This window comes from Pseudoalteromonas piratica (assembly GCF_000788395.1).
Taxonomy (GTDB): Bacteria; Pseudomonadota; Gammaproteobacteria; order Enterobacterales; family Alteromonadaceae; genus Pseudoalteromonas; species Pseudoalteromonas piratica.
This window is the reverse complement of sequence record NZ_CP009888.1, coordinates 1,231,044-1,245,312: the sequence shown is the minus strand read 5'-3', so window position 1 is coordinate 1,245,312 and position 14,269 is coordinate 1,231,044. Positions and strand designations below refer to the sequence as shown.

At 41.6% G+C, this 14,269-nt stretch carries 10 protein-coding genes; 3 read left to right on the top strand and 7 right to left on the bottom strand.

The genetic code is table 11. The annotated features are described in order from the left end of the window. The first annotated feature begins 30 nt into the window (after positions 1–30). Positions 31–858, top strand: a complete 828-nt coding sequence (locus tag OM33_RS05610; RefSeq protein ID WP_038639781.1) for a DUF2797 domain-containing protein — start codon at positions 31–33, stop codon at positions 856–858. On the opposite strand, the gene OM33_RS05605 is transcribed toward OM33_RS05610, so the two are convergent. The 6 genes from OM33_RS05605 to OM33_RS05580 all read right to left on the bottom strand — a co-directional run bounded on the left by OM33_RS05605 (position 848) and on the right by OM33_RS05580 (position 7,964). Beyond that, a complete protein-coding gene (locus tag OM33_RS05605) occupies positions 848–3,385 on the bottom strand; it encodes an EAL domain-containing protein (RefSeq protein ID WP_038639779.1) in 2,538 nt (845 codons plus the stop codon). The genes OM33_RS05610 and OM33_RS05605 overlap by 11 nt on opposite strands. Before the next feature lie 133 nt (positions 3,386–3,518). Beyond that, positions 3,519–4,436 (bottom strand): histone deacetylase family protein, encoded by a 918-nt coding sequence (locus tag OM33_RS05600; protein ID WP_038639776.1) that lies wholly within the window; start codon positions 4,434–4,436, stop codon positions 3,519–3,521. 73 nt (positions 4,437–4,509) lie between these two features. Further along, the gene (locus OM33_RS05595) at positions 4,510–6,069 is read right to left on the bottom strand and encodes a serine hydrolase (RefSeq protein ID WP_038639773.1); all 1,560 of its coding nucleotides are present in this window, start codon (positions 6,067–6,069) and stop codon (positions 4,510–4,512) included. Between the two features lie 7 nt (positions 6,070–6,076). Then, entirely contained in the window at positions 6,077–6,568 is a 492-nt protein-coding gene (locus OM33_RS05590) for a gamma-glutamylcyclotransferase family protein (RefSeq protein ID WP_038639770.1), read from the bottom strand. Continuing rightward, positions 6,565–7,188, bottom strand: a complete 624-nt coding sequence (locus tag OM33_RS05585) for a LysE family transporter (RefSeq protein WP_038639767.1) — start codon at positions 7,186–7,188, stop codon at positions 6,565–6,567. Before OM33_RS05585 ends, OM33_RS05590 begins: the two co-directional genes overlap by 4 nt. Then, entirely contained in the window at positions 7,185–7,964 is a 780-nt protein-coding gene (locus OM33_RS05580) for a hypothetical protein (protein ID WP_038643066.1), read from the bottom strand. Before OM33_RS05580 ends, OM33_RS05585 begins: the two co-directional genes overlap by 4 nt. A gap of 165 nt (positions 7,965–8,129) precedes the next feature. Here OM33_RS05580 and OM33_RS05575 point away from each other — a divergent pair, with 165 nt between their 5' ends. After that, positions 8,130–8,717, top strand: a complete 588-nt coding sequence (locus tag OM33_RS05575) for an outer membrane beta-barrel protein (protein WP_038639764.1) — start codon at positions 8,130–8,132, stop codon at positions 8,715–8,717. 35 nt (positions 8,718–8,752) lie between these two features. On the opposite strand, the gene OM33_RS05570 is transcribed toward OM33_RS05575, so the two are convergent. Continuing rightward, the gene (locus tag OM33_RS05570; RefSeq protein ID WP_052140912.1) at positions 8,753–10,810 is read right to left on the bottom strand and encodes a winged helix-turn-helix domain-containing protein; all 2,058 of its coding nucleotides are present in this window, start codon (positions 10,808–10,810) and stop codon (positions 8,753–8,755) included. 413 nt (positions 10,811–11,223) lie between these two features. Between OM33_RS05570 and OM33_RS05560 the strand changes: the two genes are divergently transcribed. Beyond that, positions 11,224–14,229 (top strand): TonB-dependent receptor domain-containing protein, encoded by a 3,006-nt coding sequence (locus tag OM33_RS05560; protein WP_038639758.1) that lies wholly within the window; start codon positions 11,224–11,226, stop codon positions 14,227–14,229. The last annotated feature ends 40 nt before the right edge of the window (positions 14,230–14,269 follow it).

Sequence of the window (14,269 nt, the reverse complement as noted above, 5' to 3'; positions counted from 1 at the left end):
TAGCCTTTTTTGCTTGATTAGGGGCTCAAAATGCAAGCAACACAACACACTGGTACTTTGCGAAAAATGCAAGCAAGCCACACATCACCAATTAGCTACCAGTTACCTGTCGGTGAAAGTCTTGTCGCTTTAAATGAGTTGATTGGCAAGCAACTTACTCTGACTTTTAATGGTAATATCTTTTGTAGTAGCTGTGGTAAAAAAACCAAAAAGAGCTATTCGCAAGGGCATTGTTTTGTCTGTATGCGCAAACTTGCAAGCTGCGATATGTGCATTATGAAACCTGAAACTTGTCACTTTGAGCAAGGTACCTGCCGTGAACCTCAGTGGGGCGAAGAAAATTGCATGATCCCACACTACGTGTACCTCGCAAATACCACCGCCATTAAAGTTGGGATCACTCGCCATACACAAATCCCAACCCGTTGGATTGACCAAGGTGCAACTCAGGCATTGCCTATTTTTAAAGTTGCTACACGCCATCAATCTGGATTGTTAGAAGTTGCTTTAGCAGAATTTATCGCCGATAAAACAAACTGGCGCAACATGCTTAAAGGTAATGGCGAAACAATCGATTTAAAACGTCACGGTGCCGAGTTAATTGAACAAATTCGCCCTAAATTGACCGAGCTAAGTGAGTTATTTGGTGCTACAGCGATTACTGAATTAGATGAAGAAGTTGTCGAATTAGATTTCCCTGTTTCAGAATTTCCAACCAAAATAAGCTCCTTTAATTTCGATAAAAACCCTGAGGTTTCTGGCGTTTTACAAGGTATAAAAGGCCAATATCTTATTTTTGATAGTGGTGTGATTAATATTCGTAAATTCACCTCCTACGAAGTGACAGTTAGCTACTAACCGATAGCGCTATTTTTGCGGGGCGATGTGCCTCGCAAAATAACTCAAACTGTTCAACACTCAAGGGTTTACTAAAAAAGTAACCTTGGATGGCATGGCAATCTAGTTCTTGTAAAAAAGCCAACTGATGCGCCTGCTCAACACCTTCAGCCACTAAATTTAATTCAAGGCTATGGGCCATCGCTGCAATTGCTTTTACTATTTGGCTATTGCCATATTCATCGGGCACTTTGGCTACAAAACTGGCATCAATTTTCAGTGTGTCAATCGGAAGCCGTGCAAGGTAACTTAACGCTGAATAACCTGTACCAAAGTCATCTAACGATAAACTAACACCTAATTGTTTAAGCGCCTTAAGTACTTTCTTTGCATCTTCGAGTGATCGAATGAAACTACTTTCAGTAATTTCAATTTCAAGAAGTCGGCCGTCAACTTGCCAAATATTTAACGCATTCTCTACGCTTTGAGCCAAGTTTCCTTGGGTAAAATGAAGCGCTGACACATTGGCTGAAATGCGTCTATCAAATATCCCCTTGTTTTGCCATTGCTGAATTTGCTTACATACCGCATTAATTACCCAAATATCAATATCAACAATTAATCCAAGTTCTTCTGCAAGCGGAATAAAGTTAGCAGGTGAGATAAAACCTAATTCACTATCATGCCAACGCAGTAGCGCTTCTGCACCGACAATTTGATGTGTGAAGCTATCAATTTTGGGCTGGTAATAAAGGCTAAACTCATTATTTTTTAACGCTTGTTTAAGCTTATTTTCAATCGCCATACGCTCCAGAGAACGCGCATTCATAGCTGGTTTATATAATTGAAATGAATTGCGTCCAATCTCTTTCGAACGATACATCGCAATGTCGGCATGTTTTAATAACGTTTCAGCATCTTCGCCATCATCAGGGTAAATTGCACCACCAATCGAAGTTGTTATGACGATTTCTGTGTTGCCGATTTTAATTGGCTCACGCAGCGCCTCAATTAAACTTGTTGCGTAACGGTGGATATTTTTAACCTCATCAATTTCGGTCAATAACAGCGTAAACTCATCGCCCCCTAAGCGCGCTAATGTATCCCCTTCATGCATGCAGTGCTGCAAACGCTTTGCGACTTGCTTTAAAAGTGCATCTCCCGCGCTATGACCTAAGGTATCGTTGACTTGTTTAAAGTGATCTAAGTCGAGAAACATGACCGCAATTTTTGTTTTGTCGCGATGCGCTGTTGCTAACGCCATTTCTAAGCGATCATTAAATAAACGACGATTCGGTAAATGGGTTAATTCATCAAAATAAGCAAGCGTTTTAATGCGCTTTTCATTACGCTTTCGTTCAGTGATATCACTAAAGATTGCGGCATACAGCGCTTCTTCTTCAGCACTTTCACGAATACATATAATGGTCAGCCACTCAAGAAAAATCTCACCATTGCGTTTGCGGTTATATATTTCTCCCTGCCATACCCCTTTATGCCTAAGCTCGGTCCACATTTTGTCATAGAAGTGTTTATCATGACGACCCGAGCTCAGCATTGACGGCTTCTGGCCAAGCACTTCTTGTTCGCCATAACCGGTTAGCTGAGTAAATGCCGGATTAACTTGCATAATTGTATTACGTGAATCCGTTATCATAATCCCGTCTGGCGACGCATTGATAATTTGCTCTGCTAAATATAAGTTCTTTTGGGATTTCTTTAACGCGCGATCTCGCTGATGCAAAACCGTTTCAAGCTCTTGCATGTAAGCAGACTCAATTTCACTGAGAATATTTCTAAGTGCTAATACGCCAAGGATTTCACCGTCATCACCTTCAACGATTAAATGACGGATCTGCTTTAACTTGAGAATTTGATATGCCTTAAACAAGCTAGTTGTATAGTGCACAGTTAAAAGTGGCCAGCTGGCATATTGCCATGCCGGTTTATCGACTTTCTGGCGACTTAACATCGTCAGTAAATCACGCTCCGTGATAATACCCGTTTGACCAACATCTGGATTATCGATTAGGACAAAATTCGATCGCCTTTGACGCATTATTTCACTGATACTGGCTACAGAAATATTACCTTGAGTAATGGGTACTTCGGCAACATAGCTACTTTCAATCGTTTTAAAATGCAAATAATGCTCAAGCCCCTGACTGCGAACTACATCACTTAAACTAATAACACCAGCAGGTTCGCCATCATCCCCTTTTGTCACCAATAAATGGCGAAAACCATAACTATGGAACAATACGGTGACTTCAGATAACTGGGTAAGATGATCAACGGTTTTGACAGGTGATGTCATGTAGTTCACCACAGGCTGATGAAATACTTCAGGATCTGCAAAATCAACTTTGGCGCAATCCCCCTCAGTCCAGACCCCAATGATCTGGCCATCTCGCTTGATAAAGATAGAGCTCACGTTTTCATTACGCATAAGGCACGCACAATCAGCTAAACTTTGCTCAGGTGAGCAGACTAAAAGCTCGGTAGACATAACATCTTCAACACGCAGCTTTTTACTTGATTGAGCCATATGAGTAACCTTTTAAAGACCGTCGGGTAAAAGAATTCTACGTATAATTGCAATAGTGAAAATTGATGCAGAACAATTAATCTTGGAATTCAAATTAAAGTTAACAACTTTACCTAAAGTGATAACAAATAAATTAAAGGCCAGTTAACGCTTTTAAATGTGTTGCAACAGAACGGCCAAGTGCGGAGTTATTGTAGCCACCTTCAAGCATCGAGATAATGCCTTTACAGTCTACTTGTTCGCAGAGTGAAACAACTTGCTCGGTAAACCATAAATAATCTGCTTCAACTAACTGTAAGCCTCCCATATCATCTTCATAGTGAGCATCAAAACCCGCACTAATAAAGATCAACTCTGGTTGAAACTGCTTTAGTTTAGGAAACCAAGTGTCGAGTAAGGCTCGTTCAAAGTCATCACCAGCCATGCCTGCGGTCATCGGCGTATTAATGATATGCTCATTGCTCTCAATGGCTGTATTAGGATAGAAAGGGTGCTGGAAGATAGAACAAAATAATACATCAAGGTCATCAACAAAAATGTCTTGTGTACCATTTCCATGATGTACATCGATATCCAATATAGCGATGCGCTTGATACCTTGCTGCTGCGCATAGCGTGCCGCAATGGCAACATTGTTAAAGATACAAAAACCAGAAGAAGTGTCTTTGTTGGCATGATGCCCGGGCGGACGCACGGCACAAAAAGCGGCATCAAGCTCCCCCGCTAAAATTTTATCAACTGCCAACAAACCAGATCCCGCTGCACGTTTGGCCGCAGTTAAACTGTCAGGACACAGCCAAGTGTCACCATCTAAATCAGTGAGTCCTTCGTGGGGTATGTTGCTTTCAACCTTCTTAACTAAGCTTTCAGAGTGAGCTAATAATAATTGTTCACGCTCTGCTAACGGTGCGTCAAGGTGAGTCAGTGCGATATCGAGACCTGCGGCAAGCATGCGGTCATTAATTGCATCAAGGCGCGAAGGACATTCAGGGTGATCTGGGATCATTCTGTGCTTTCGACAGTCCGTGTGTGAAATAATCGCTGTTCGCATACCGCTCTCCAATCGCTGAATTAAACACCAGTCTAGCAAAGTCAGTAAGTACCGACTTTGCTACTTTGGTCGGTTAAGGTGCGTCAGATTTGATTGGGATCAAATTAAGGTTATGAAAATCAAAACTAAAGTCAGTCACACTTGGGGCAACCGCTCGCATTTTTGCCGCGCGAACTTGATTGTTTGGACTCATTTCAAATTCAATAAAGGCATCAGCTTCAAGCAACTTTTCGTGCCAACGAACAATAAAGGTGTTGCCATTAAAATGCTCTAAGGTGCCTTTTAAACGTGCAGAATGTGTGAAATCGATAGTTAGTTTGCTATCTTTTTCAGCAATTACAATATCGCCATACCAAGCGTCATTGTAACGCGCTGCGTAGGTTGATAAGGGTAATGCTTTCTGTAGGTGTTTTGGCTTTTCAACTACCGCTTTTTCATACGCTTTATTTTTACGTTCGAAATGTTTCTTTGCCAGCATTTCTACCCAATCTTTATTTGGTAATTCAAGCGCATCTTCGAGTACTTCATGAGTAATTGCACTCAGCGCACTAAATGCCTGCTGATTAGATAACACGACAATACCTAGCTGTTTTTCAGGAACAAGGGTGACTTGCGATACCATGCCAAGAATACCACCACCATGACCCAATTTTTTATACCCTTGATAATCTTCTATCGACCACCCAAGGCCATAACCACGAAACTGCTGACGATAATCATTAAAGGCACTTTTAGATGTCATACTGGTAATATGTGGATGCCACATCTGTGCTTGTTGCTTTTCACTAAACAGCACTTCACCACTGGGTAATTTGCCACCCGCAAGCTGTGTTTTGAGCCAGTTAGCCATTTCATCTACATTTGATGCAATAGCCCCTGCGCCGCGGAAATCTTCAAGGTAATTAACAAAGAAAGGATGTAACTTACCATCCATTGGAATGTGGCCTGTCGCCCAGTTGTTATTGCTTTTTGGAATACGTGAAAAGCCCGCTTTTGACAAAGTCATACCTAGCGGCTTTAACATATCTTGTTCGATAAATTCCTGCCAAGATTTCCCTGATACGCGAGCAACCACTTCACCGGCAGTAACAAACATTAAATTATTATAAGTATATTGACTACGAAAGCTTGATACTGGTTTTAAATAGCGGATGCCATGAATCACTTCTTCAACCGATTTATCCGTATCCGGCCAAATTGTTAAATCACCAGCGCCTAAACCAAGGCCGGCACGATGACTAAGTAAGTCGCGAATTGTCACTTCACGCGTAGCATAAGCATCAAACATGCGAAATTCAGGTAAGTGATCAATTACTTTGTCATTCCAATTAAGCTTGCCTTGATCAACCAGCATCGCAAGTGCTGCTGCAGTAAATGCTTTGGAATTTGACGCAATACCAAATAAGGTATGTTTGTTTACCTTTTCACCCGTCTCTAAGTGCCTAACACCGAAGCCTTTTGAAAAGACCACTTCACCATTTTCCACAACCGCAACAGCCATCCCCGGTACATCAAAGCGTGACATTGAATGTTCAATGGTTTGTTCTAGCTGTTTAGTGTCAATTGAGGCATACAGTTGGCTTGACGCCAAAACGCCAAGTGCGAGAGTAATTTTACTGACTAATTTCTTCATAATTTACTTACTTATAAATTGAAAACTCACGCTCAGCACGGGCACTATCGTGATCGACTTGTGTTTGTTGCGAGCGAATTTGATGAATATAGTGATGAGGTAAATTGGCCTCTAAGGCACCTGTGAGTACATGTTTTATGTACCAATCAAAAGGGAGTTGCTGTTGGCATAGAGTATTTGCAACATAACAGTAGGCAGCAAACTGATTACCACATTCATTGGTAACCATTATTTCTTGGTTATCGTAGCGCGGCCCTTCAATTTCATCCAAAATGTGTTTTTCATCTTGAGTTATTTTATAGAGCACACCATACAACAAGTCATCTTGATTATGTGTTGCAAGCGCATTGCACTTACCTGAGTTATCAAATCCTTGCTTATCAAAGGTTAATCTAAACCCTGGCACGGTCGCAACACCAATACGCTTTGCATTGGGTAAGCGCGCAAGTAATCGATTTAATGACATATTTGACCCATATGCTAAGTTGTAATAAATCATACCAATACCACCCTCACAGCAAGAGCAATCAGCACTACACCAATCCCCCTATCAAACCAATGCCCTGCCTTCAAAAAGAATGCACGTACCTTTTCTCGACTTAATACAAGCGATAGAAAGCTAAACCACACAAGCGTTGCTACTGCCATATACATACCATAACCAGCTTGGATCAAAATTGGCGTATCAACACTGATCACTAAGGTGAATAAACTCAAAAAGAACAGTGTTGCTTTCGGGTTAAGCGCATTGACCAAAAACCCTCGGCTAAACGCTTTTACCATAGATTCAGACTCTGTTTGTGCTAATACCTGTTCACTTTGATGCGAAGCGGGTTTTGATCGCAATGCCATAACACCAATATAAGCGAGATAGGCTGCTGCAAGGTATTTTAAAACAGCAAATAAGGTAGGTGACTGCGAAATAACGATCGCTACTCCAAGTACACAATAGCTCACATGCACCAAGATACCTGTAGCAATACCAGCACTGGTTACTAGAGCGTTATTGCGTCCTTTTTGAATGCTTTGTTTTAGTACTAACGCAAAGTCAGGCCCTGGACTGGCAACTGCAAAAAAATGACTAATTGCGATTAATAAAAACTCATCAAGATAACTCACTTCGCCTCCGTTAATGCGATTAGCATAGGATTAGCTGATTGCGATATGGTGTTTTCAAGTTGCTTATTCGCGCGCTTTAACAACGAACGTAAATGTGGTTTTAAGTGCGATGAAATATGCGATAGTGGTAAATTTTTCGCCTTAAGTAATAACGCAAGAATGTATATTAATTCCGGCTCAGCTAATGTTGCACTGCGGTTTGCGTAAGGGTTGTAACACGAACCACAACCACCGCGAAACTGATACGCTGTATTTGCCATCATCACACCGAATCCCATAAAACATGCCAGCAGATCGACTGCCTGTGGCACCAGCTCTTGTCCACCCGGTGGTAAGCTACGATTGTGTAACACATTGATATGCGCCAAGGATTGAGAAAATGAAGCTATTAAGTCTTGTGGTTGGTTTATTTGATTTGGGTTAAATGATATTTGCAATGAACCACTTGCAGAAACAAGCTCGGCGTTATCACCCCGCTTAACCCCTGAAAACTCTAATAATGGAAAACTTTGTTCTGAAATTTGATTTGGTGCCACCAGCTGTATTGGCCACGCTTGCATTCCCGCATAGCCTTTAACTTGCGTGAATACGTAGCTTGCCATTTGCTCTATGCTATTGACTTGTTCAGGGAAAAACTCACCATTAGGCAAAATAAAGCGCATCTCGTTAAGGAGTGCATCACCATCAAATTCTTGGTATGCCCATAAAAATGTATCGAGTATCCACGCCTCAGTGCCTTCATCTAACAGTGGCTGCGTTTTAACTAAATTGAGCAAGGTGCTTTTTAATCCAGAAACCATAATCTACAAACTTATTAAACCGAATGAATCATATTAATCTAGCCCTCGGGTTAAAATAAACCTTTTCCGACAAACGGGCTGAAATTTTATTCAAAAGCGTTTACTCTTCATAATGTTAAGCATTTTTGAATAGGAAATCACATGCGCACAACACGCCTACTTACCACAGCGTTATTCGCTGTTAGCTTTTCAAGTGCCGCGGATATCGCCTTTACAGGTTATTACGGCCAATCATTAAACCAATCGTTAGTGACAGAGAATGGCACTAAGATCGATATTAAAGACGACACAAACCTCGGAGTGAGTCTTGATAAGCATGATGGTATCTCTAAATACGGCCTATACTACTCGCATATGTCGAGTACCCAGCGAAATGCGTCAGATTACGAGCTGGACCTTAATTATTTATTATTTCAAAGTGCGGTGGTACTTCCCGTATCTGATGGGCTTTCGAGCTATTTAGGTGCTCAACTCGGTGTAAACCGTATTTCTCCAAACTTCTCTGATTCTGATACTTTTTTTGCTACAGGTTTGTATGGTGGTTTGGAGTATGAAATAACTAAAGACTTTTTAGCACTTGGTGAAGTCCGTTGGCTAGCAACAATTCTTAAAAATGATTCGACGACAATCTGCGAAGGTGGGCCTGACGGCACCCAGTGCGACTGGTACTTTGATGGAGAGGTACTCAATCAATTTCAATTTAACTTGGGCGTAATGTACCGTTTTTAAATTAAAAAAGGAGCTTCAGGCTCCTTTTTTATCAATTAGTTGAAATCTTTTCGCATGCGCTTGATATCAACTTGTGGCGACTCATAGCCAGTAAATAAAAGCCATTGTTTACTTGGCACAAAGCTCATGCCCCGAGAGCGTGAAAAGGCGCGTTCAGGTACCCTCAATACGTCTTTATCTTGTTTGTTATTAAAGTCATAAAAACTCAAACGATAGTCATATCCGCGCACTTTAAAATAGTAAATGCCTTCGTTTGTTACGTGCCATCCAGTGCTATTTGCAAGTGCTAAATCTTCAATTAAGAGTGCTTCGTCTACAACTTCACCGTTAAGATTAACCTGCCAAAATCCGCTTCCTCGTTTATAAACAATCAACTGATTATGTGCTATCTCAACCGCATGCGAACCATTAGTAATGCGCCTAGTTGCTCCAGAAGCAATGTCGATTCGGTAAACGTCGCCCGAAGAAACCGAATATAATGCTTTATTGTCTTGTGACCAGCGCGCCTTACCATAGTAATTTAGCTCAGAGTTAACTTGCGTTAATTGACTGGTTAACACATCGAGCACATATAAGCGGCTTTCTTGTCCATTATTAGCCGTAAATGCGATTTTTTTGCCATCAAGTGACCAAACAGGGTTGTGTGCATGAAACTGCAATTGGGTTAACTGTCTTCGTTCGGTACCATCCAATCCAGCAACCCAAATTTCATCAAATCCTGATTCATTTGAAATAAATGCCAACTTTTCAGCAGCCTCAGAATAGTCAGGAAAACGAAAGTTAAATTCAGATTGAATAAGTGGAAACGGCGACGCTGCGACATCACTGTCTAACTCTAAACGCATTATCGATGTGTCTATTTTCCAATCGTGATAATAGAGGTTACCATTTACGTCAAATGCAGGGTAACTAAAGCCCTCGACATTTAAATTTACTTGTTCATTTGTTTGTAAATCGAGTTCATAACCATGACGGTTACCATGCATCACAGTTGAAAAAACTATTTTCTCTGAGTTTGGCTGCCACGCAAGGCCACGTATATCTGGTAGCCCAGTCACCACGCGCTGTTCAGTTTGGCTTTGTAAATCATAGATAAAAATATCTTCATTACCATGATTCAAATTACGTGAAATAGCCAAGCGACGACCTTTTGGTCCGAATGTCACCGCTTCGCTCTCACCCGGTTCACAATTATTGCAGCGAATTCGCTTAGCTGGCTGCTCGCTGTCCAGCTTTTTAAGGTAAACACCGCGTATGGGGTTTTCGGGGTCAACACCAATGTACGCCAACAATTTCCCATCAGGAGATACAGCAACATCACTCGGGGCATTACTCGCACACTCACCGACTTTGGTGATGTGGAAGTCGTTCAAATTAACCCCCACCACTTCACAACGAGAACCAATGCGTCGGTAATAAAATAATTTAGAATCATCATGAGCCCAAACAGAACGGGACTCACTACCAGGCGTATGTGTCAATTTCGTATGCTTAAGGTCTGGCTGAAATAAATCCTTGCGGTACAAATCAACTTGCCTGTCCATTTGTCGCCATGAATACACCAGGTAGCGTCCATCATTTGAAATGCTTGGAAACAATTCACGCCCAGGATACTGAGTGATAAGTTCAGGGGATTGATACACTTTTTCCTGTGGCGTTGGCCAAAAGTACCAACCCAATGTAAGCGCTAATAAAGCACAGAAAATAAGGCTAAACCACAACAGCTGGCGTGATGAAATTTGCAAAAAGATTTGAGATGACGGTTCGTTATATACTGGCTCAACTAATAATCGATAACCTGACTTACGCACAGTTTCGATATATTCCTGTTCGCTATCTAATTCTTTAAAGGCTTTACGAAGATGCCAAATCGCATTGGTAAGCGCCTTCTCACCGACATAGCTATTACCATCCCAAACATGATCAATAATTTGTTGGCGCGTTAACAGCTCTGGCTGCTGCTCTGCCAGATAACACAATAATTCAATAAATTTGGGCTGCAATGAAATGGAGACTTCATCACACACTAAAGTATGTTCTAACGGGTTAACTTCTACCCGCCCTAAATAATATGACGCAGCGCTATTCATCATTAATTGTTGATTTATTTTTCTGGCTACAAGCTTACCTAATTATGCTATTTAGTTGCAAAAATATTGCGTTGAAAACATCTATTTTTGTTTTTTACCCAAAAACAACACAACACCAACAAAAAAATAAGCAACTGATATTAAATGAAAATATAGCAATAGATGTTAAATAGATATTAAAAAGTGGAAGAATAGAGAGCTTGAGTGTTGAGCTACTTGCAACGCTACTTTAAAACCACGGAAGGCCTCCCTGGCCAACTCTATTCATTTTGTAGCGCACATGAATAGAGCTTACTAGTAACAGCGAACCATTAACTCTGTTATTGCTTCCTGTTACTAGTGAATTTTAACAATAACTAAAATCGTTGCTTTGGCAAACAAAGTAACAAAATCCTTAAAGGGAAATCAACGTGGGAATGAATACTAATAAATGTGCAATTGCTGCAGCAATTGCATTAGCCATTTCTGGTAATGCATGGGCTGATGCCGAAGTAGAACGCCAAGAAGTTGCACAATCACAAAATGTGTCAGAGCAAGCAGCAAAAAAAGAAGCGCCAGAGAAAATCACTGTAACTGGTTCTCGTATCAAACGTGACAGCTTCTCAGTTGCAACACCAATTGCAACCATGGACCGTAACGCTATTGATGACACAGGTCTTGGTTCGTTATCAGAAATTCTTGTGAATGAGTTACCTCAAGTGTCTGAGGGTTCGAGTAATACCAACTCTCAATCAAGCGTGCAAAACACAGGTCTTTCTACAATCGATTTACGTGAGCTTGGTACAAACCGTACGCTTACGTTAATTGATGGCCGTCGTGTTGTTTCAAACTCTTACTCAGGCAACTACGTCAGTTTAAACACCATTCCAACCAGCATGGTTGAACGTGTTGAAATTATCACAGGTGGTGCATCAGCCGCATACGGCTCTGACGCCATTGCAGGTGTTGTAAACATTATCACCCAACAAGACAAAGAAGGGTTTAGTATTAAAGCCCGTGGTGGTGAAAGCACAGAAGGTGGCGCCAAAGAATTCACTATTGATTCAGACTTTGGTACTACCTATGCTGATGACCGTGGTTATGCATTCCTGAGTTTAACTTATGACGAGCAAAAAGGTCTGAGCTACTGGGATCGTGATCGCGCACAGCAAATGGATTCGTGGACTTACGACGATGACAAAATGTGTAATGCCATGCTAACTGAGTCTGGCTACCAATGTATGCGTGATATTTCGCGCGCAGATTGGCGCAGTTTAAGTGACTCGATCCCAGGCGGTGTATTTGACGAGAAAAGCTCAACTCGCCCAGATGCAGGTTTTTGGTATGACGGTCAAACACTGCGTGATGATTGGCATGAAGAACGCTATGGCATCGATTTTAACCAATACACTATGCTTAAAGTGCCAGATAAAGCACTTGCGATTGCGGGTAAAACAGAATTTGAAGTAAACGACGATGTGGAAGTGTATTTCCAAGCTCAATTTAGCCGTAACACTTCTGAAAACTTAAAGTCACCAGAAAGTGAAGATGAGTGTGATGCAATCATTACCCATGATACAGCAACCGGCGTATTTGGTTCAGACTGTATTGGTCGCATTCCTTATGATAACCCTTACATGCCAGAAGAAATTCGTGATCAAGCGAGTTCGCGCGGCGTGAAATGGGACCGTAACTTTATTGAAGTTGGTCAAATCTTAAATAAAAACACTCGTGACACTTTACGTACTTGGGCTGGCGCACGCGGCACCATCTGGAATGATTGGGATTGGGATTTATCTGTAAGCTACGGTAAATTTAAGCAAGAGCAAGAACGTTCAAACGAGTTATTCGTTGCCAATGTGCGTAATGCATTAAATGCAGAAGTACTCGCTGATGGCACTATTCAGTGTAAAGACGCGGACGCGCGCGCTGAAGGTTGTGTGCCATTAAACCTATTCGGTGAAGGTTCTATTACGCCAGAAGCGGCAGATTATATTCGTGCAAATACAGAAATCACATCTAACATCGAGCAAACCACAGTAATGGGCTTTGTTGCTGGTGATTTATTCGATATGCCTGCAGGTGCAGTGTCTTCAGCGTTTGGTTTTGAGTATCGAAAAGATGAGCAAAGCGTTTCAACAAACGTACCTGAAGGTGGTGTAACCTTTAACTATGTACCTGACTTCAAAGGTGATGTAAGCGTTTATGAAGCTTTTGGTGAAGCAGCATTACCTCTTTTACGAAATGTAACTGGTGCGCAAAGCTTAGACTTAGAAGTATCAGCTCGTTTTGCTGATTACTCATGGTCATCTACTGGTTTAATCCAAAGTTATAAAACAGGCTTAATTTACGTGCCAACAGATGGTTATATGGTTCGTGCTAATTGGGCTCGCGCACAACGTGCACCAACTATCACTGACTTAATGTCACCTCCTCGCGGAGATTACGACTCATTTAATGACATTTGTGATGGTGTGACAGCAACGTCTACCGATGCCGGCCACGATAACTGTCGTCAAGAGCCAGGCATCGCAGCAACAATTGCAGCTGATGGTGAATTTGAAGATGATAACAACGGTTACTCTCCAAACGTTGGTAACAGTGAGCTGAAAGAAGAAACAGCGGATACCTTTACGTTTGGTGTATCGCTGGCGCCTTCATTTATTGAAGATTTCCGTCTAGCTGTTGATTACTACGACATTCAAATTGATGATGCAATCACTTCCCTATCAAACGAAGATATTATTGGTTTCTGTTATGACTCAGCGCTACCTTACGGTAATGACAACGAGTTCTGTAACGATATTACTCGTAATACCGAAGGTCAGATTGAAGAAGTACAACAACGTTTAATCAATACCGACGAAATCCGCACTAAGGGTTACGATGTTGCTGCAGAATACCGCTACGATTTAGGCGAATATGGGCGCTTACGCTTCAAAGCTGATTGGACCCATGTTATTGAGTACTCAGTAACTAGCACCGGCCCAGACGGTCAATTTAGTGATTCGTATGAAGGCGTGCTCGTAAATGATCTATTTGAAGATAAAGCATCAGCCTCACTCACTTGGTATAAAGATGACCTGCGTATTCGCTGGAGCACTCGTTACAAAGGCCCGGTTCGCCGTAGCCAGTCAACTTATGACTCTTGGTTAGACGATATGGCTGCTAACGATGAGCGTTGTGCAGCAGGTTCAGCTGATTGTATCGCTAACCCTGAAAATCTTTGGGGCAGCGAGCTACCTTCTGTAACAACTCACAATATTTCAGCATCTTACACCATGGATGTTGGTAGCAATAGCGAGTTACGCGTATTTGGTGGTATCAATAACCTGTTTGACGAAAATGGCCCTTATATTCTTGGTGGCCGAGGAAACTATGACAGTGCCTATGGCGGCGGCCGCGGTCGTTTCGTTTATTTAGGTGCACAATACAGCTTCTAATTTAACATTTCCCAAATGTTTGTTGCTTAAAAGCCAGTAA